This is a genomic window from Bacillus cereus group sp. BfR-BA-01331, from assembly GCF_022663915.1.
GTDB classification, from domain to species: domain Bacteria; phylum Bacillota; class Bacilli; order Bacillales; family Bacillaceae_G; genus Bacillus_A; species Bacillus_A mycoides.
Genome location: NZ_JAKUGJ010000005.1, coordinates 284,307 through 304,047, shown reverse-complemented (window position 1 = coordinate 304,047; position 19,741 = coordinate 284,307). Strand labels below are relative to the sequence as shown.

Sequence of the window (19,741 nt, the reverse complement as noted above, 5' to 3'; positions counted from 1 at the left end):
ATCACCCTTCTTACTTATCTTTTTTGCCATTGTGACGTTCGGTTACGAAGTGCTTTCGTTCCCCATTCATATACAACCCTAACTACAATATTTGTAACAACAATAAGTACACTCATTGCAGCTGCTGGTGCTACATTTCCTGCATCATCCATATTTACAATTGATACAGCAGCTAGTTTAAAATCAGCCGCGTATAAGAACACTACTGCCGATACAGTTACCATTGAATTTACGAAATAGTACATAACCATTTCTAAAATAGCTGGTAAACACATCGGTACTGTTACTCGAAAGAAAGTTTTATAGAATGGTACACTCATCGACTGTGAAACAAGTTCAAACTCTCGGTCCAGTTTCTTTAAAGCAGTCGTTGCGGTAACAAACGTTACAGAGTAAAAATGTATGATATTTACTAATACTAAAACAGCAATTGTGCCATATAAGGAATGAAACGGATTTGTTACTGAAAGTCCTAGAATTTGAATTGTTGGTTGACTGAAGAAAAAGACATATCCTAATCCAAGTACTAATCCAGGAATCGCTAACGGTACAATAGAAAAAAAGTAGCCTACTTTTCTGAAAAAATGTAGCTGTTCTATTTTTTCAATCGCATAAGCGAACACAAATGTTAAAATCGCACCGATAACTGCCGTAACGGCTGAGACAATTACACTATTTTTAAACGCTTCAAGTCCGTCTCCTGTCAAACTTGAAAAATTAAAATGCTCAAGTGTAAAGCTCATATTATAGGGCCATACTTTCACACTTGCAGCAATACCAACTGCCACAAATAAAAGAATGATCATAAACGTAACTACGCTACAATATACGAATGAAATAACATCTCTTTTCTTATTATTTATTATTCTGTAAGGTACTGCTTTTGAAGATAAAAGATTCGCCTGTTTTCTTTGCGTAATACGATCAACTGCAAATGCGAAAATAGCTGGGATCAATAAAATCATTCCGACAGTTGCGCCCATGGACATATTTTGCTGTCCAATTACTTGCTTATATACGTCAGTAGCAAGTACGTTATATTGTCCTCCAACAATTTTAGGTGCCCCAAAATCAGTGAAACTAAGTGTAAATACAACGAACATCGCACTAATTAATCCGTATTTCACACTAGGTAAAGTAACCGTAAGAAACTGTTTCACTTTACTTGCACCCAACATATTAGAAGCTTCATATAAACGATAATCAGAACCTTGGAGAGCAATTAATAAAATAAGGAATGCTTGCGGAAATGTATACATAACTTCAGCCATTACAATTCCTACTGGTCCGTATAACGGTATTTGTATTCCTTCAAATAAACCAAACATCCCTTTTGTTATTAACCCTTGATTACCAAATAAATATGTAAGCGCAATACCGTGCATCATCGTTGGTGCGAATAATGGTAATAATGCTATGTATTGAAATACGCGCTTTCCAAAAACATTTGTACGAGCGATCGCATATGCGTAAGCGAAAGCGAGTGTAACCGAAATAATTGTTGTAGCGCCCGAAATCCATATCGTATTTTGTAATGATTGAACTAGCGTTGGTGTTGTGAAATATTTACTGAAATTCGCAACACCAACAAAAGCTCCATCTTTATCATAAAAGGCTTGTGTAAACAGTTGTAATAAAGGCAATACAAGCATGATAAAAAATGAAAGAAGCATACCAATAATTAATAGTCTTTGTATCCACTCTTCTTTACCGATACGTCTCTTAATCTTTTTTTTTGTACTTTCTACCTTAAAGTTTTCTAACATCTCCATCTATACAATGACCTTCTTTCCATATGACAACATATGATTTTCTGAGAAAGAGATTTGAATTGGCTTTCCTTTTCTAATAGCAGTTTCCTCTACTTCTGATGCCAATATATCCACTACAATTTTCTCATTATAAAGGTGTGTTTTCTCTTCTATGACCCGCACTTCCGTCCGGTATACAGAACCGCGAAATTCCATGCTTTCTACAACTGTTTTAATACCATTATTTTGTACAACTGTTACATGTTCAGGACGAATTGCATGTTCTTCGTTATTTTTCGAAAAGAAATTAATAGAACCAATAAAATCTGCCACAAACGGATTGGCTGGTCTTTGATAAATCTCCTCTGGTGTTCCAATCTGCATAATTTCCGCATGATTCATTACAACAATTTTATCAGCCATCGTTAATGCCTCTTCTTGATCATGCGTTACCATAATAGTTGTTACTCCCACTTTTTCTTGCAAATCACGCATTTCTCTGCGCAACTTTTCACGCACTTTTGCATCTAAAGCAGATAACGGCTCATCAAGTAACAAAATATCGGGAGACAGAGCGAGCGCACGTGCAAGTGCTACTCGCTGCTGTTGTCCACCAGACATTTGAGCAGGATATTTATCTTTTACATTCAGCAAATCAACAAGTTCTAACGCCGATAGCGCTTTTTCTTTTACTTCTGCTTTTCCATATTTTTTTGTTTTTAAGCCGTATTCAATGTTTTCAAGTGCAGTTAAATTCGGAAATAATGCATACGATTGAAAAACCATTCCGAAGTTCCTCTTTCCAGGTGGTAATGCTGTAATATCTTTTCCATTCACAGCAATACTACCTGTTGTTGCCTCTTCTAGCCCCGCTAAAATTCGGAGCAATGTCGTTTTCCCACAACCACTTGGGCCTAATAAACAAACAAACTCATTTTTTTTCACAGTAAAAGAAATATCCTTTAACGCTGTAAATGCATCAAACTGTTTTTGAATGTGTTGAATTGATAAATATTCGCTCATTTTTCTCTCTCCCACTCACTTACTTTTTCGGTTCTGCTTTTTGGCCAAACTCTTTTTCCCATTTTTCTAAAATTTTGTCACGATTTTCTGCTGCCCATTTAAAGTCATTCTTTTTATATAGCTTTTCTGTCACATCTTTAGGGAATCCATCTGGAAGTTTATAATCATTTTTAATTGTCGCAAATCCATTTTTCTCGAAGTATAACTTCATTACATCATCTGTAATTGCCCAATCTAAAAATGCTTGCGCTAATTTATCATTTTTAGCATTATCTTTTTTAATAAGTGCGTTCGCTTCTACTTCCCAGCCTAATCCTTCTTTCGGCAGTACAACTTCAACTGGTGCACCTTTTTGTTTCTCTTTCAAAGCACTATAAACCATTGATACACCAACTGGATATTCACCTGCGCCTGCTAATTTCGCTGGTTTTGAACCTGAATGAGTATAAGTTGCCATGTTATCATGAAGTTTCTTCATGTAATCCCAGCCCTTATCTTCTCCCATAATTTGTAGCCATGCAGAAACTGTTAAAAATCCTGTTCCAGAAGAAGCCGGATGCGGCATAACTAGCGTTCCTTTATATTCTGGTTTCGTTAAATCTTCATATGATTCTGGCATCGGTAAATTTTTCTTCTTCAATTCTTCTTTATTTACAGCAATCCCCGTCATAAATGCAGTATTTCCTACCCATTTTTCTGGTTTCTTATCGTCTTTAAATTGCGGAAGGACACGATCTGCTCCTTTTGGAGAGTATCCTTTTAACATATCTTTTTTCTCTAAAGCTAATAGACTAGACGCTGCAGTTCCCCATACAACATCTGCTTGTGTATTTTTTCCTTCAGCTAGCAATTTCGCTGTAATAACTCCTGTTGAATCACGAACAATGTTCAACTTCACGTCTGGGTACTTCTGTTTAAAAGAATCAAGATAAATCGGTACAAGCTCTTCTTCAATCGCTGTGTAGACAGTTAATGATCCAGATAATTTATCATCTTTTACTTTTGCTCCAGCACTTTCTTCTTTCTTTGCACCACACCCCATTAATAACGAAAATACCATTCCAGTTGCTACAGCTTTAAAGATTGTTTTTTTCACTGTCTCTCTCTCCTTTTACAAATCTTATGTACAACTCTAATATAAACAACTAGTGTAAAAGCAGTATTAAACCAACATTAATCTTTTGTTTGTTGTTTGTTTTTGTGTAATACGTTGCTACTTCTATGTTTTTTCGCATTTTTCTGCTAATATCAAACGTGAAATTTACAAATAATTAAAAAAACCTTTATAATCCCACAAAAAAATGAGGCGTTTGTAAAAAACGCCTCATTTTTGTTTACCTTTTTTTGAATTACGATTTGCATACTTCGCACTATTTTCTCCTTCATACTCTAATGCAAATTCTGCATCTGGTAAGCTTTCTTTCGGAGTTTTATTATTATTAATTGCTGCATTTTGTTTTACTTTTCTTTTTACCAACATATTCACCTGCTCTCACGAAATAACTTTCTATTCTAGTTTGAAACAACTTACAGTAATTATTACTGGGAAGTGTTAACAAGTACATAAGAGCTTATAGATGGAAATACTACATACGAACAAGCCATTACAAAAAGGAGCGATTACTTTGAAAGAAAAAGAAACGATACAATCGCCAATTTTAGACGAGACGCTCCCTCATCAAATGAACTTTCCTTCTTTTAAAGGCACAGGCAAAAAGATGAAACAACCTTTTATAAATCAATATGATGTTGTAATTGGAGACAGTAAATACGATTCCACTAACAGTCCTCTTAATAATTGGAGTGATGAGGTAGATCCTGCCATTATGGCTGGGGAAGAATGGATCCATCCTACAAATGATATCGGATGGATTGCAGAAGAAAATCAAGAATTACTTAAAAACGAAGTTGATAATAAAAATGATGCTTTTATGCATCCCCAATTCGGAATTAACGACTAAAAAAACCATTCTACCTAACTCAGGTAGAATGGTTTCATACTATCCAATAATAATTCGCTCTTTCGGGTACTTATAGCGAGCTGGTTGCTCTCTTCCACCACTAGCTAAAATAAATGTCAAAATACCGACGCGTCCGATAAACATAAGTACAATAAGTACAAGTTTACCAACAGTTGTTAAATCAGGAGTAACACCTGTTGATAGTCCCGTCGTTCCGAAAGCAGAACAAACTTCAACGATTAAGCTCATAAGCGGTACATTTTCCGTAATAGATAAAATGAATAGCGCTGAGGCACATAATAAAATCCCCATCGTCATAACGACAGATGCTTTCAACACGTCCTCTTCATGTAGCTGGCGTTTGAAAACTCGGACTGTTCTCCCGCCTCTTGCAAATGTATATAACGATAATATACTAACTGCAAATGTTGTTGTACGTATTCCGCCCCCAACTGAACTTGGAGATGCCCCAATGAACATTAATATACTCATAAATAAAAGCGTTGGTTGTGATAATTCACGTATGTCCATTGTAGCGAGTCCTCCACTTCGCGTCGTCACAGATTGGAATAATGTATAAAATACAGTTTCATGCCATGACTTTCCTACTAAAAAATGATTTCGTTCTAATAGAAAAATCATAATTGTTCCAACAATAACGAGTACAAAAAATGTCGTTGTCGTCAATTTTGTAAATAACGAAAAGCGAAATAGTTGTTGTCGCCTTTTACTAAGGAATTGTTTTACTTCCATTAACACTGGGAAACCGATAGCTCCTAAAATAATAAGCAACATATGAATCATTTGAACAATATAATCTTTTTTGTACGGAATAAGTGATTGTCCTGTTAAATCAAATCCTCCGTTCGTTGTTGCGCTGACAGCGGCAAAGAAACCGTGAAAATAAGCTTCTTGCCAAGTCGGGAAATATAGTAAGAATCTTGTACCTAACAGTATTGCTCCAATGAGTTCTATCGAAATAATTACAATTAAAATAGAACGCATCAATTCTACAAGGCCCGATAAATTCCCTTGGTTATGGTCTGCCATAATTAATCTTCTTCTTTGCAAACCAATCTTTTTCCCCGTTATAATCCAGACGAATGTACCAAGCGCCATAATTCCTAATCCGCCTAATTGTAAAATAAGGGCTAAAACAATAATTCCTGCCGTTGTAAACGTATCTGAAATCGTAACAACTGACAGTCCCGTAACACTTACCGCACTAACAGATGTAAATAGTGCATCGATAAATGTCCATTTCACTTCAGGCTTCGTAACAAATGGTAAACTAAGCAAAATTACCGATACGACTACTGCTAGTAAATAAAATACAACGATAAGTTGTACGGGACGTAACTTTTGTAAAAACTTTTTTATATCTCTCATTCCATCACTTCGCTACCTTTTTTCTATCGATTAAATAAAGAAAAATCATCACTTTCTTCATTTGTAAATAACTGCTGAAATAGTTTCGCAAATACCATTCCGTATACAGTTCCATTTCCCCCATACGGCAGTGCGTAATATAAATTATGTATTTTTTTATCTTCTTTTAAAATAGGAAGACCGTCATGACTGCCACCAAATGCTGCTGCCCAATAGTACTCTGCCCGTATATTTTTATACTGCGGGAACATTTCTTTTACAATGTTAATAAGAAGATCACGCTTATGCAATAATTTCGTATCGCCGATTTTTTGAATTTTCAGCGCCTCATCTAATCCGCCTATAACAATGCGGTTTTGATACGTTCGACTATACAAATACGGACGTGCTGTTTCCCAAATTAACGATTGCTCATGCCAGCCTTCAAAATAACCTATCTTATTTGTCACAACGGCATAAGACGTTTCTACAGTTGTATTTTTTTCTTTCTTTCCAAAAATTGCTTCATAACCTGTCGCCATAATAATATTCTTTGCTACTATTTTATTTCCTGTATTCGTGTAACAAATTAAATCATTTTGGATTTGTTTAATATGTAATGCCTCTGTATGTTCGTATATAGTAGCGCCCATTTGTTTCGCTTTATGCAAAAGACTATGCGCTAATAAATACGGATTCACTTCTGCATCACCGCTTGTATATAACGCTGCTTGTTTTGCAAATGAATAACGTTTCTTAATATCAGACTCTGTAAAATATTCAACCGGAAATCCATAATGGCGTAACGTATTATATTCTTCTTGTAAAAATGAAACATCTTCATCTCTACTTGCATAATACAAACTATTTCGCGGAATAAAATGGGGATCAATATCGAGAGTTGGCACAACCTTCTCCATTGTTTGCAGCGCTTCATAACAAAGTCTATATGCTCGTACCCCTTTCTCTTCACCAAATGTATGAATAAGAGAGGTTAACGATTTATCATGAACAAATTGTAATAATCCTGTATTTGCAGCTGTGCTACCACATGCAATTGCTCTTTTTTCAATGAGCATAACACGCATTCCAATTTTAGCTAACGAATACGCTATATGAGCACCCGCTTCTCCACTTCCAATTACGAGCACATCACATATCATATCATTTTCTAACGTTGGATAACAAGGTACAGAAACTCCAGAATTCCAAAACAACTTACCAGTCATAAGCTTCATAATTATACTCCTACCATATAATTTTCTCCTTTCTATGTTTCGTCATTTTCCATAAAAAAATCCAACTAACATACGCTAGTTGGATTTTTTCTCTTTAATTAGAACGCTCTTCAAGCCAATTTCCAACCGTCGGATATGTTTGCTTTACAGCCGTTCCACCATACACAATAGACATATGTCCTGTCGGTAAACATACATACTCTTTATCTGTGCTAGAAATATGATCAAGTAAAGCTTCTACTTGACATGGCAGAGCGATATGATCACGCTTCGCAGAAATATTTAAGACATTCGCCTTAATATTTGCAAGGTCTACCTTTTGTCCGCGAATAACGAGTTCACCCTTCACTAATTTATTATTTTGATAAAAATCACGAATCCATTGTCTATACGATTCACCTGGGAACGGAATACCATCGCCTACCCACTTTTGAACTAATTTCCAACTTTCGACGAAGCGCTCATTTTCTGAACGATCGACTAAAGCAACATATGGACCGACAAAGTTTGTAATTGGTTTTAACATCTTATTTCCGAAATCAATCATTTCTGGTGGAATATTTCCAAATGTATCAACTGCTTTATCTAAATTGAAATATTTCTCATCTAATAAAGGACCGTATAACCCTGTTTCAGAGAAATCAAAAGGACTTGTCATAAAAATCAAGTTTCGAATTGGCATGTCCGGATGAAGCGCTGCATAAATAGATGTTAACGTTCCACCCATGCAATAACCAAGTAAAGAAATCTCGTCCGATTTTGCAGTTCTCATTACTTTTTTCACTGCTTTTGCAATATAATCGAACACGAAATCATCAAATTTCAAATGACTATCTTCTAAACCGAATGTGCCCCAATCAAGCATATACACATCAAAACCACGATCTACTAAATATTCCACTAAACTATTACCTGGAGTTAAATCCATAATATACGGTTTATTAATAAGAGCGTATATTAATAAGATTGGAACTCTCTGTGTTTTTTCTTGTTTTGGAATGTAACGATACAGCTTCGTTTTATTCTTCGTCCAAATAACCTCTTTCGGTGTTAAACCAACTTGTGGTTCTGGTTCGCGTAATAAAACTTCGCTCGCTCTTTTCACACGGCGATATGCTTTACGATATTCTTCTGGGTACAACTCCAATTGCTTTTCCCATTCTGTTACGAATGTAGTCATTTTTTCTATCTCCTTTTTGGTCAATTTCTTTCTAAAAAAAGAAGTGCATTCCTGCTATGGATATGCACTTTTTTCTTACTTCATTACATGTATAATCCGCCGTTAATGTTTAATTGCTGACCTGTGATATACGCACCGTCACGGCATAGATATACTACACCTTTTGCAATTTCATCAGCTTGACCAAAACGTTTTTTCGGGATTTTCGCAACGATTTTTTGACGCACTTCTTCTGGTACTTCTGCTACCATTTCAGTATCAATAAATCCTGGGCAAATTGCGTTTACAGTTACATTTGTTCTTGCAAGTTCTAACGCTAATGATTTTGTAAATCCTAGCATACCTGCTTTTGCTGCTGAGTAGTTTGTTTGTCCAAATCCACCAGCTTGGCCAATAATAGAAGAAATACTAATGATTCTTCCTTCTTCTGCTTCCGATATGTATGGAAGTACCGCACTTGTCGTATTAAATACACTGCTTAAGTTCACGTCAATTACGCGCTCCCAATCTTCACGATTTAATTTTTTGAATGTACGATCTCTTGTAATACCAGCATTATTAACAAGAATATCAACTTTACCAAAATGATTCACAGCTTCTTCTACAAGTCTGTTTGCATCTTCTACTTTAGAAACATCCGCTTGAACTGCATAAACGTCATATCCTTCTTTTCCTAATTCATTTACTAAGTTTTCAGCTGCTTCTTTACTGCTGTTATAGTTAATAACTACTTTTGCTCCCTCTTCTGCTAATGCTACTGTAATTGCTTTTCCAATTCCTTTTGCCCCACCTGTTACGATTGCTACTTTGCCATTTAATTGAACCATTTCTTTTCCCCCTTAAATGAATTTGTGAACGATTGTTATGAATCATTTTGGTACTCATACTAATTGAGTCCATATATTAATTATGTTTCGTTGTTTATACATGAAAAGAGATTCTCCCTCTCTCTTTTACACGTTATAAACAAACGCGATTATCATTTTTTATTTTCTGGCTTATTTACTACAGGCTTTACTTCTTCTTTTACAGGTACTTGTAGTTTAGCTAGTACTGCATTTTGCTTTTCTAGCAATTCTAAAATTTGATCAACTTTCGTTTCTAACGTGCGCATATCTTGTTTTACTTTCGTAACATCACGCTTTAATGTAGGAGCTTGTCCTAATGAATCCACTTTCTCTTCTAGAATTTCCTCGATATTATCAACTTTATTTTCTAAGTTAATAACAAGCGTAGCTACTCTAGCGATATCCTCTCTCGTCGGCACATTCACCTGTTCTAAATAATTTTTTGTCGTATCATTTAATGCTTTTTGATAAAACAAATTCAAATCTAGAACGCTGCCCATCCAAGCAGAATATTCTTCTGTTTTAATTGTTTCATTGAGCGCTTTTCCCCAAAATGTTTCGGTTTGTTCATAAGCATTTTTCCATGCTTGCAATGGATCGAATTTTTGATCAATCACTTCGACTACACTCCCTTTTTCGTTTTTGAAACAATTCAACCTATTCACTATTTTCTAATATTCCGAATAAAACTTCAAGTATATATTTTATTTTTCTTTATTTTCTAACAAATGTATTGACATTAAAAACAGATAGGTGTAAATTGCACTTATAAGCAAAAAATTCCATCTAACTGATTCATGAGGTGATGCACAATCATGCTACATAATGAACCAGAACACCCAGAAAGTTTGGAAAAAAACCAAGCGAAACAACCAAACTCCATGCCAAAAAACTTCTTAGTTCCTTTCTTACTTCTCTGTCTAAAAGACTGGAGTCTTCATGGTTACAAACTTATTCAAATGCTAATGGACATCGGCTTTTCTTCTGTTGACCAAGGTAATGTGTATAGGACACTACGCAAATTAGAAAAAGAAAATCTTATTTCTTCTACTTGGGATACAAGCGAAGGCGGGCCAGCGAAACGAATTTATTCTTTAACAGAATATGGAGAGCAATATTTAACAACATGTGCGACTTCTTTTGAACATTATCAAAATATGTTGCGGACGTTTTTCACGTTATACACCAATGCATTCTTTCCATTTTCTACTTCTCCAGAAAAGGATGAAAAGGATTCTTCATCTTCACCTGGTGGTACAGCAGAGTAATCTGCGTTCACAATATGCAAAAAAACATTTGGAGGTCAAACAATGGAAACTAAGCCATACGAATTAGTCGATGCATTTTGGAAAAACTGGTCTCAATCTCTTTCCCTCTTCTCTTCAGCTGGGAAACAATTAGAGCAACTTACTTTAGAAACGTTAAAACAACAACAAGACGCTTTGCATAAATTAACATCAGGAGTAGATGAACTAGAAAAAGAGCTACACCAATTCACTGCTCAGTTCAATAACCAATATACAGACTATGTGAAGCAATTAACTGGAAACTCCTTAAATGATCAAATTAACGAGTGGCAAGAAAAGTGGAATGAGCTTTCTAATCAAATGCACCAACTTACTGTTTCGCCTACGAAAACATCTTTGTCTATTCTTACTCAAACTAGCGGCCAATTTGAAGAAACAACAAAACACTTTATCGAACAACAACAGTCGCAACGTGAAGAGGTTCAAAAACAGTTAGAAGTTTTTTTGGGAGAGTTCAAGTCCAAACAACTAGAACTCGCAAAGCAGTTCGAGGAAAACTCAAAAAATCTATTTACTTCCATCAAGTAAGAAAAATGTGGCAACTAACTGCAGCACAAACAAAACTCTTTCTTCCTCCTACTACATCAAGATGGCTTACATTTTTCGATATGGAAAAGAAGGAGGACAAAATGAATCCATTTCAAGAAGCACAAACTGTTCCGGAGCTTCGTTACGATGAGATTCAAGTCGGTGATCAAGCATCACTTACAAAAAAAATTACGGATGAGGACGTTATCAATTTTGCAAAGTTGACTGGAGATGTAAATCCTATTCACATTCTAGACTCTTTTGCAAAAACGACAATGTTCAAAGAACGTATTGCCCATGGCATGCTCGTTTCAAGTTTTATTTCTACCATTCTTGGAACGAAACTTCCTGGCAAAAATACGATTTATTTATCACAAAACGTTTCATTCCGTGCTCCTGTCAAAATCGGTGATACACTTCGCGTTGTGGCAGAAGTTATTAAAAAACGGGACGATAAAAAAATTATCACATTGCAAACAAACATATATAATCAATCTGATGATATTGTCGTAGAAGGTACAGCGACAATACTGAAAAAAGAGTAGCAAATTTGCTACTCTTTTTTCTATCCAAGAACTTCTAATCACACCGTTTACTTCCGTGTATGAGTACGTCGTTTACACATAAAATAACATTACCAGATAGCACTTAGCTAAACTGGATTACTCTTTAAGGATGTGTATCAACATGGTGAAAACAAACAAATTACTAGTTCCGGGTGCAGAGCAAGCACTTGAACAATTCAAATATGAAATCGCACAAGAATTCGGTGTAAGCTTAGGATCTAATACAGCATCTCGTTCTAACGGATCAGTTGGCGGTGAAGTAACGAAACGTCTTGTTGCTTTAGCTCAACAACAATTACGCGGATAACTATATAACCTATGGCTTAGAGGCAGATATTCTCTGCCTCTTTCTTTTTTAACATACATAATAGTGCTTCTTCACATACTAGTAAGAGCAAATCGAAAGGAACGATATGTGAAATGAAACGGATTAACATTAGCATGAGTCCACCCCGTGTTCTTACTGTATCTTTTATTATGCTATCAATTATCGGTACATGCCTATTGAAATTGCCAATTGCTACAACAACGTCTATTTCATGGCTCGATGCTTTATTTACAACGGTTTCTGCTTGTACGGTTACAGGGCTTGGTGTTGTGGACACTGGTAAAGTATTTACCTTATTTGGCCAATGTGTCATTTTAACACTTATACAAGTTGGCGGACTTGGCATTATGAGCTTTGCTGTTTTAATTGCAATTATGCTCGGCAGAAAAATCGGCCTTCAAAACCGGATTTTATTACAACAAGCATTAAACCAAACAAATGTCGGCGGAATCATTCGTCTTGCAAAAGCGTTATTTTTATTTTCTTTTACTGTAGAATGTATCGCTACTTTACTTCTCTCTTTTGAATGGGTACCAAAATACGGGGTTGCCAAAGGTATATATTATAGCTTTTTTCATTCTATCTCAGCCTTTAACAATGCTGGGTTTTCTGTGTGGAGCGATAATTTAATGCCGCACTCCCATAGCATTCTCGTCAATCTCGTTATTTCTTCCCTCATTATTTTAGGTGGGATTGGTTTTACGGTTATCGTAGATATAAAAAGAAAGAAAAACTTTAAAAACCTTACTTTACACTCAAAGCTTATGCTCTCTTCTACTCTAATCATCAATATTATTGCTACAGCTTTTATTTTTATATTCGAGTTCCATAATTCTCTTTCTATGAGAGGATTTACACCATTTGAAGAAGGTATGGCTGCTTATTTTCAAGCAATCTCGACTCGTACAGCTGGGTTTAATACAGTGGATATTGCCGCTCTATCTAAACCATCACTTTTATTAATGATGCTTCTTATGTTTATTGGTGCTGGCAGTGCTTCTACTGGTGGTGGGATTAAATTAACAACTTTTTTAATTATGTTTTTCGGCGTATTTAAATTTTTGCAAGAACAAGATGATATTGTCGTGTTTAAAAAATCCATTAAAGATACGCTCATCGTCAAATCATTAACGATTACTATTATTTCAATTTCGTTTATTTTTCTTTCCATTTTAATTTTAAGCATCACTGAGAAGGTTCCTTTATTAATGAGTGCTTTTGAAGTATTTTCAGCATTTGGAACTGTCGGCCTTAGCATGAATTTGACGCCACACTTAACAATCATCGGCAAAACAATTATTATCTTTATGATGTTTTTTGGAAAGATGGGGCCTTTAACATTAGCCTTTTCATTTGCACGTAAAAAACAAAGAAAAATAAAATATCCAAACGAAGATATTTTAACAGGTTGACAACCGTATAAATTATCCATATAATGAGAGTACAATAGCATATCTCCAAAGGGGAGTAGCGTCCAAGAACTATTTCTTGGAAACAAAGTCGTCATTACGTAGAACTTAGTTCTTCCGGCTTTGTTGGCATTTTCATTACATATGTCTAGCAAGACCTTTGCCTATCAACGGCAGAGGTCTTTTTTGTTTTCAAATTTCCTCCACCGTTGATGCGCAGGAGTATGGGGAAACTAAACAGTGGGGAACTTCTTCACTTGTTTAGACTTTATAGAAATGAGAGGAGAATGTACATGGATGTATCATTATTATTGGAGTATGGTTGGGTATTACTCATCCTAATTGCACTAGAGGGGATTTTAGCGGCTGATAACGCTCTCGTTCTCGCAATTATGGTAAAACATTTACCAGAAGAAAAACGAAAGAAAGCACTATTTTATGGATTAGCAGGAGCGTTCGTTTTCCGATTCGGATCACTATTTATGATTTCGTTCTTAGTCGATGTATGGCAAGTGCAAGCAATTGGTGCAATTTACCTTATGTTTATCGCTGGTAATCACTTATTTAAAACGTATGTTAAAAAGAATTCAGATGAAGAAACAGAAGAAAAAGAAGCAAAGAAAAAACAAGAGAAATTTTGGTGGACTGTATTTAAAGTTGAGGTTGCTGATATCGCCTTCGCAGTTGATTCAATTTTAGCTGCTGTTGCATTAGCAATGACTTTACCGAAAACAGGATTAGGTACAATCGGTAGTCTGGATACTGGGCAATTCGTTGTTATCTTTGTAGGTGGACTTATCGGATTAATCATTATGCGATTTGCAGCAACTGCTTTCGTACAAATTTTAAAACGTAAACCAGGACTTGAAACTGCAGCATTTTTAATTGTAGGTTGGGTTGGTGTGAAATTAGCAGTTTATACATTAGCACACCCTGCATTAAATGTAATTCCGCATTCATTCCCAGAGTCTACTCCGTGGAAACTTACTTTCTGGATTGTATTAGTTGGAATCGCAGTTGGTGGTTGGTTCTTCTCGAAAGAAGTAGAAGTAAAAGTAGAAAAGAATTTAGACGAAAAAGCGCTGTAATTACAGCGCTTTTTCTTTTTTCTCGTTTCAATCCCCCTCTCTATTTTTAGAAAAAATTCCATTATACTACCTTTTGTAAACGCTTCCCTTCTAGATGTATGTCCTTTTTGTGAAATATTGCACAAACTTATTGAAACTATGAACAAATCCATGTACCTTATTCATATAAGGAGTATTTATAGACGATGTATTAAAGGAGCGTATTACTCATGCTAGAACAAGGATTAGATTACGTTGTAAAACTGGCTAAGAGCAAAAAACAAATGCTAGATATAAATCCAATGCAATATTTCATTCGTGCTGCACTTGCGGGCATTTATATCGGTTTTATTATTGTACTATGTTTTAAATTAGGTAACTTTTTTCATATTGCAGATTCACCAGCAACATATTTAGCTTCCTCCATGTTTTTCGGAATTGCTCTCGTACTTATTATATATGGCGGCGCTGAATTATTTACTGGCAATACGATGTACTTCACAGTGGCAACTTTAAGAAAAGAAACAACGATTTCTGATACACTTCGCAACTGGGTTGCTTGTTATGCAGGTAACTTAGCTGGCGCTTTATTCTTTGCCTTACTATTTTACGCAACTGGAATTTTCGAAGCAATTGATCACAGTCATTTAATGAATAAAGTTGTTGAAGGAAAGATGAATACACCTACAATGCAATTATTCTTTAAAGCGATTTTATGTAACTGGCTCGTATGTCTTGCCTGCTTCTTACCTTCTCAAGTGAAAGGTGACACAGCCAAAATATTAATGATGATGATGCTCGTTTTCACTTTCTTTTTATCTGGTTATGAGCATAGCATCGCTAACTTATCACTGTTTGCTTTATCTTTAGTATCACCACATCCTGAGACAATTTCTTTTGCGGGTGCTATTCATAACTTAATTCCAGTTACAATCGGTAACATTATTGGCGGATCCGTATTTGTCGGTATGGTATATCATTACTTAACAAAGAAAGCACCTGTTGTTGAACAAGAGAAAACTCAATTAGTTGGAGCTCAAACAGAGGAAATTATTCCTTTACAAGCACATATGAAACATTAAAAACTCCAAAGTTTCACTTTGGAGTTTTTAGCTCCCTACATATTTCAAGGCAATATAAGGATTAATTTCCCCGTTTTCCTTCCCTCTCTCTATGCTCTTTTTCATCTGATGCATACCGATGACATCATTTGTATGAAGGTGAATTTCATTAACATATAAACCTTCGTTGCAGAAAGCTTCTACGAAATCTAACCCACTTTTTTGTCGCCATCCCATATTATAATCGAGGGAAATAATATTCACCTCATTATCCCTAACAATTTGCAAGGCAGATTCTACTGTAGTTGCCAAAACATATCCGTATGGGCAACTTCTTTGATCATCCATATATACATTCATTTTCTATCTCCTCTCTATTTTGCATATGTGACCAACACATAACATATTGCTCCAAGGCTAATAAAAGGTCCAAACGGAATTGGAGTTCTTATTTTTATACGCTTTAGCGCTATACCTATTCCGAAAAAACAAAGACTAAAGCAAGATGCTAAAAATAAAGTTATAAAAACCCCTTTCACTCCGACTATACATCCGAGTAACGAAAGTAATTTTACATCACCTCCGCCAAGACCATCTGGATAAATCTTTTGCATGCAATATAACAAAATGAATATAGTTCCACTGCCAGCTAAACTATCTATCCAAGTAACTAACGGTACAAAAATACATTCTAAAATAAGCAAAAGCGCAAACCAAATTAAAATACGATTAGGTATTAGCATATATACTAAATCTGTAACTGAAATAATTAGAAGTAACGAAAAAAGCGATAAAATGATGATGAGCTCTCGTTCCATTCCAATTACATATACAGTAAGAAAAAATAAACTGCCTGTAACAAATTCAAATACTATGTACAAACTTGAGATTTTCCTTTTACAATTCGTACAACGCCCTTTTTGTATACAAAATGAAATGATTGGAATAAGTTCTTTCGGCTGTAACGTATACTTGCAGTAATGACAGTACGAACGCGGTGTAATAATAGATTCCCCTACTGGGACTCTCATCGCAATCACCATAAAAAAAGAACCAAACACCATACCTATTAACAATGCATATAAATAAGTGAACATCCCTTCCTCTCCTTTCCAAAAGAACATAACAAAAAAAGGAGAGAACTTCTACTTCATATTATCTTTATTCTATTAAAAAAGCAGGCCGTTTTCCGGCCTGCTTTCCCCTATTTTATACGATGAAATATACTGCTTTTAATGGCCCGTGTACTCCGACAACAAGATTCATTTCAATATCCGCAGAGTTACTTGGTCCTGTAATAAAGTTAATACAAGATGCGACTGCTTCACCTTTTTCCACACGTGAGTTCATATGTTGAACTGCTTGTGTAATACGCGGTACAAGTGTTTCACGTGGAATAATAGCAAAGTATACGGTCGGTAAAAAGTGTAAAGAACGCCCTTGTCCTTTATGACTTTGTACAACAATCGTACCAGATTCAGCTAAAGTATAATCACTAAATGCAATACCGATATTCGCTTTTTCCGCTATACGCATATTCTCTTCTTTTTTCTCAGGATCCCATACATTTACCTCAACATTTTGCTTTGGAAGCTCTTCTTTAAATAAAGAAGTCAATCCATAGGAATCAAAACGTTCATCTGCTGATAATATAATAGGTCCTCCGCCGTTTTCAACGATTACTTTTTGAATATCTTCACGTAAGCGGTCGTTTGTCGTTTCCACAACAGTTGTATGAATGTTTGTACATTGCTTTTTAAATACTTCTAACAATTCTTCTTGTGAATAATCTTTTAACGTTTCTACATTCACATTACTTTTCCATGCTGGACGTTCTACGCCTTCTGTTTTACGCGCGCGCCCAAGTTCTTTTGCGATATTATCTAGAAAGGACTCACGGTTTTGAATTAATCCTGTCATTATTTGTCCCCGCCTTTCTTATGATCTTTATACCAATCACGGAATCGTTCTTTACTTGGAGCTGGGAATTCACGAATATCCGTCCAGTTTTTAAGTGGTCCAACACCTTTTGATACACGGTTACCAGATGTAAATGGACTCATTGCTGCCGGTGCCATTTTCGATCCCATTTTATATAAAGCTGCTGAAGAAGCACCCATACTAAACATCTTCATTGCTAATTTTTCTGCAAGTGGGGCACGACCTTCTTGCTCAACGATGACTTGACGATGTTTTAATAATAAATCATGTAATGGAATTTTTACTGGACAAGCTTCTGTACATGCTCCGCATAAACTAGATGCATAAGGAAGCTCTTTGTAATCGTCATACCCACCTAAAAGTGGTGTTAATACCGCACCGATTGGTCCTGAATAAATAGATCCATACGAATGTCCACCAACGTGACGATATACGGGACATACGTTAACACAAGCGGCACAACGAATACATTGCAATATTGAACGGAATTCCGATCCAAGAATTTGAGAGCGGCCATTATCAACAACGACTAAATGAAACTCTTCTGGTCCATCTACCTCTTCCTCTTGAATTGGTCCTGCTACTGTTACGTAACTTGTTAATTTTTGACCTACCGCACTACGACATAGTAAACCAACTAAAACATCTAATTCTTCCATTGTCGGAACCATACGTTCCATACCCATTACTGCAATTTGTGTTTTCGGAATCGACATGACAAGATCGGCATTACCTTCGTTCGTCACTAAACAAAGAGAGCCAGTATTTGCAACAGCGAAGTTACAACCTGTCACACCAATTTCTGCATCCATAAATTTCTCACGAAGTTGTTTACGAACAAACTTTGTCATTTCGTATGGATCATCAGAATTTTCATATCCAAGTTTTTCTTTAAATACATCACGAATTTGCGTTCTGTTTTTATGAAGTGCAGGCGCAATAATATGTGATGGTGGATCGTTATCTACTTGCAAGATATACTCTCCTAAGTCACTCTCTAACACTTCACAACCAATCTCTTCAAGGGCATGATTCATACTAATTTCTTCAGTTACCATTGATTTTGATTTTACAACTTTCTTCGCTTGTTTCTTTTTTGCAACGTCTTGAATATACTTCGCTGCATCCTCTTTCGTTTTCGCAAAGTAAACGTGACCGCCTCTTTTTGATACATTTTCACTTAACTGCATTAAATAATAATCAAGATTTTCTAACGTATGTTGACGAATTTGTTCACCTAGTTCACGCCACTCTTCCCAGTTTCCCAACTCGTCAGCTGCTTTTAATCTATTTGTATATAAACGCGTTTGTGCAGAAGATACCGCTCCGCGCATAAACGAATCTTGAATTCCATCGCCAACGCGATCATTAAATTTTTTCTCACTGATTTTCATAGACATAGCTTATGTTCCCCCTTCATGAGCGACTATTCAAGACCTCAGCAATATGCATTACTTTTACTTCTTTTCCTAAACGCTCAATACGTCCGCCAATGTTTAACAAACACCCACAATCTGCACCGATTAAATAATCAGCACCTGTTTCCATTACACTATCTACTTTTTCATCTACCATTTGCTCAGAAATTGGAGTCATCTTAACTGAAAACGTTCCCCCAAACCCACAACAATTTTGCACGTTCGGCAGTTCTCTCACAATTAATCCTTTTACGCTTGATAATAAAATTCCTGGTGCCTCTTTTACTCCAAGCAGGCGTGTCATATGACAAGATTTATGAATAGTAGCTATCCCTGGTAAACTTGCACCAACATCTGTAACTTTTAAAACATCTACAATAAATTGTGTAAATTCATATGTTTTATCAGCAACCTTTTGTGCACGTTTAGCCCACTTCGGATCATCTTTAAAAACATGCGGATACTCATGAAACATTGTCGCACAAGATCCAGATGGCGTAACGATATATTCTGCATCTTCGAAAGTTTCAATCATATGTTTCATCGCTTCTTTTGCTGCTTCTACATGGCCGCTATTATAAGCAGGCTGACCACAACAAACTTGTGCTTCTGGAAATTCAATTTCACAACCTAAACGCTCCAATACTTCAACTGTTGCTTTACCGACGTTTGTTTCAAACATATCGACTAAACAAGTAACAAATAAAGTAACTTTCATAACTATAATTCCCCCTCATTACAACTCCG

General features: G+C 35.8%; 22 protein-coding genes and 1 riboswitch. Of the genes, 8 read left to right on the top strand and 14 right to left on the bottom strand.

Annotated elements, in window-relative coordinates:
- Window positions 1-14: 14 nt before the first annotated feature.
- The 4 genes from MR155_RS12390 to MR155_RS12375 all read right to left on the bottom strand — a co-directional run bounded on the left by MR155_RS12390 (window position 15) and on the right by MR155_RS12375 (window position 4,251).
- Window positions 15-1,772 (bottom strand): putative 2-aminoethylphosphonate ABC transporter permease subunit, encoded by a 1,758-nt coding sequence (locus tag MR155_RS12390; protein WP_219301769.1) that lies wholly within the window; start codon window positions 1,770-1,772, stop codon window positions 15-17.
- Window positions 1,773-2,774 (bottom strand): putative 2-aminoethylphosphonate ABC transporter ATP-binding protein, encoded by a 1,002-nt coding sequence (locus MR155_RS12385; protein ID WP_002086828.1) that lies wholly within the window; start codon window positions 2,772-2,774, stop codon window positions 1,773-1,775.
- Between the two features lie 19 nt (window positions 2,775-2,793).
- A complete protein-coding gene (locus MR155_RS12380; protein WP_113936972.1) occupies window positions 2,794-3,870 on the bottom strand; it encodes a putative 2-aminoethylphosphonate ABC transporter substrate-binding protein in 1,077 nt (358 codons plus the stop codon).
- Between the two features lie 228 nt (window positions 3,871-4,098).
- Window positions 4,099-4,251 carry a hypothetical protein gene (locus tag MR155_RS12375; RefSeq protein WP_000240799.1) on the bottom strand — a complete coding sequence of 51 codons (153 nt, stop codon included), beginning with the start codon at window positions 4,249-4,251 and terminating at the stop codon, window positions 4,099-4,101.
- Between the two features lie 100 nt (window positions 4,252-4,351).
- Between MR155_RS12375 and MR155_RS12370 the strand changes: the two genes are divergently transcribed.
- The gene (locus MR155_RS12370; RefSeq protein ID WP_219301768.1) at window positions 4,352-4,735 is read left to right on the top strand and encodes a DUF3905 domain-containing protein; all 384 of its coding nucleotides are present in this window, start codon (window positions 4,352-4,354) and stop codon (window positions 4,733-4,735) included.
- 39 nt (window positions 4,736-4,774) lie between these two features.
- Here the strand turns inward: MR155_RS12370 and MR155_RS12365 are convergent, their stop codons facing one another.
- The 5 genes from MR155_RS12365 to phaR all read right to left on the bottom strand — a co-directional run bounded on the left by MR155_RS12365 (window position 4,775) and on the right by phaR (window position 9,986).
- On the bottom strand, window positions 4,775-6,124 hold the full coding sequence (locus tag MR155_RS12365) for a TrkH family potassium uptake protein (RefSeq protein ID WP_002011570.1): 1,350 nt from the start codon (window positions 6,122-6,124) through the stop codon (window positions 4,775-4,777).
- A 23-nt stretch (window positions 6,125-6,147) separates the two neighbouring features.
- Window positions 6,148-7,341: an NAD(P)/FAD-dependent oxidoreductase gene (locus tag MR155_RS12360; protein WP_242309979.1), complete on the bottom strand. Its 1,194-nt coding sequence runs from the start codon at window positions 7,339-7,341 to the stop codon at window positions 6,148-6,150.
- 94 nt (window positions 7,342-7,435) lie between these two features.
- Window positions 7,436-8,521 (bottom strand): class III poly(R)-hydroxyalkanoic acid synthase subunit PhaC, encoded by a 1,086-nt coding sequence (gene phaC, locus MR155_RS12355; RefSeq protein WP_002011573.1) that lies wholly within the window; start codon window positions 8,519-8,521, stop codon window positions 7,436-7,438.
- Between the two features lie 83 nt (window positions 8,522-8,604).
- Window positions 8,605-9,348, bottom strand: coding sequence for an acetoacetyl-CoA reductase (locus MR155_RS12350; RefSeq protein WP_219301766.1), 744 nt, complete (start codon window positions 9,346-9,348; stop codon window positions 8,605-8,607).
- Window positions 9,349-9,500: 152 nt separating this feature from the next.
- Window positions 9,501-9,986 (bottom strand): polyhydroxyalkanoic acid synthase subunit PhaR, encoded by a 486-nt coding sequence (gene phaR / locus MR155_RS12345; RefSeq protein ID WP_113936970.1) that lies wholly within the window; start codon window positions 9,984-9,986, stop codon window positions 9,501-9,503.
- A 198-nt stretch (window positions 9,987-10,184) separates the two neighbouring features.
- On the opposite strand from phaR, the gene phaQ reads away from it, so the two are divergent.
- The 7 genes from phaQ to MR155_RS12310 all read left to right on the top strand — a co-directional run bounded on the left by phaQ (window position 10,185) and on the right by MR155_RS12310 (window position 15,656).
- On the top strand, window positions 10,185-10,637 hold the full coding sequence (gene phaQ / locus MR155_RS12340) for a poly-beta-hydroxybutyrate-responsive repressor (RefSeq protein ID WP_000903018.1): 453 nt from the start codon (window positions 10,185-10,187) through the stop codon (window positions 10,635-10,637).
- 42 nt (window positions 10,638-10,679) lie between these two features.
- Window positions 10,680-11,204: a polyhydroxyalkanoic acid inclusion protein PhaP gene (gene phaP / locus MR155_RS12335; RefSeq protein ID WP_002011575.1), complete on the top strand. Its 525-nt coding sequence runs from the start codon at window positions 10,680-10,682 to the stop codon at window positions 11,202-11,204.
- Between the two features lie 101 nt (window positions 11,205-11,305).
- Window positions 11,306-11,749 carry a MaoC family dehydratase gene (locus MR155_RS12330; RefSeq protein ID WP_001067911.1) on the top strand — a complete coding sequence of 148 codons (444 nt, stop codon included), beginning with the start codon at window positions 11,306-11,308 and terminating at the stop codon, window positions 11,747-11,749.
- Window positions 11,750-11,891: 142 nt separating this feature from the next.
- Window positions 11,892-12,077: an alpha/beta-type small acid-soluble spore protein gene (locus MR155_RS12325; protein ID WP_000241212.1), complete on the top strand. Its 186-nt coding sequence runs from the start codon at window positions 11,892-11,894 to the stop codon at window positions 12,075-12,077.
- Window positions 12,078-12,190: 113 nt separating this feature from the next.
- The gene (locus tag MR155_RS12320; RefSeq protein ID WP_113936969.1) at window positions 12,191-13,510 is read left to right on the top strand and encodes a TrkH family potassium uptake protein; all 1,320 of its coding nucleotides are present in this window, start codon (window positions 12,191-12,193) and stop codon (window positions 13,508-13,510) included.
- A 38-nt stretch (window positions 13,511-13,548) separates the two neighbouring features.
- A riboswitch (yybP-ykoY riboswitch) is annotated at window positions 13,549-13,723 on the top strand.
- Between the two features lie 77 nt (window positions 13,724-13,800).
- Window positions 13,801-14,595: a TerC family protein gene (locus tag MR155_RS12315; protein ID WP_219301765.1), complete on the top strand. Its 795-nt coding sequence runs from the start codon at window positions 13,801-13,803 to the stop codon at window positions 14,593-14,595.
- 209 nt (window positions 14,596-14,804) lie between these two features.
- A complete protein-coding gene (locus tag MR155_RS12310) occupies window positions 14,805-15,656 on the top strand; it encodes a formate/nitrite transporter family protein (RefSeq protein ID WP_002011581.1) in 852 nt (283 codons plus the stop codon).
- A 27-nt stretch (window positions 15,657-15,683) separates the two neighbouring features.
- On the opposite strand, the gene MR155_RS12305 is transcribed toward MR155_RS12310, so the two are convergent.
- The 5 genes from MR155_RS12305 to MR155_RS12285 form a co-directional block, all read right to left on the bottom strand.
- Entirely contained in the window at window positions 15,684-15,995 is a 312-nt protein-coding gene (locus MR155_RS12305; RefSeq protein WP_002064363.1) for a cyclic-phosphate processing receiver domain-containing protein, read from the bottom strand.
- Between the two features lie 14 nt (window positions 15,996-16,009).
- The gene (locus MR155_RS12300) at window positions 16,010-16,732 is read right to left on the bottom strand and encodes a prepilin peptidase (protein WP_242309976.1); all 723 of its coding nucleotides are present in this window, start codon (window positions 16,730-16,732) and stop codon (window positions 16,010-16,012) included.
- A 112-nt stretch (window positions 16,733-16,844) separates the two neighbouring features.
- Window positions 16,845-17,555 carry a LutC/YkgG family protein gene (locus tag MR155_RS12295; RefSeq protein WP_002126142.1) on the bottom strand — a complete coding sequence of 237 codons (711 nt, stop codon included), beginning with the start codon at window positions 17,553-17,555 and terminating at the stop codon, window positions 16,845-16,847.
- Window positions 17,555-18,976 carry a LutB/LldF family L-lactate oxidation iron-sulfur protein gene (locus tag MR155_RS12290; protein WP_002011586.1) on the bottom strand — a complete coding sequence of 474 codons (1,422 nt, stop codon included), beginning with the start codon at window positions 18,974-18,976 and terminating at the stop codon, window positions 17,555-17,557. Before MR155_RS12290 ends, MR155_RS12295 begins: the two co-directional genes overlap by 1 nt.
- Before the next feature lie 16 nt (window positions 18,977-18,992).
- The gene (locus MR155_RS12285) at window positions 18,993-19,712 is read right to left on the bottom strand and encodes a (Fe-S)-binding protein (protein WP_002011587.1); all 720 of its coding nucleotides are present in this window, start codon (window positions 19,710-19,712) and stop codon (window positions 18,993-18,995) included.
- Between the last annotated feature and the right edge of the window lie 29 nt (window positions 19,713-19,741).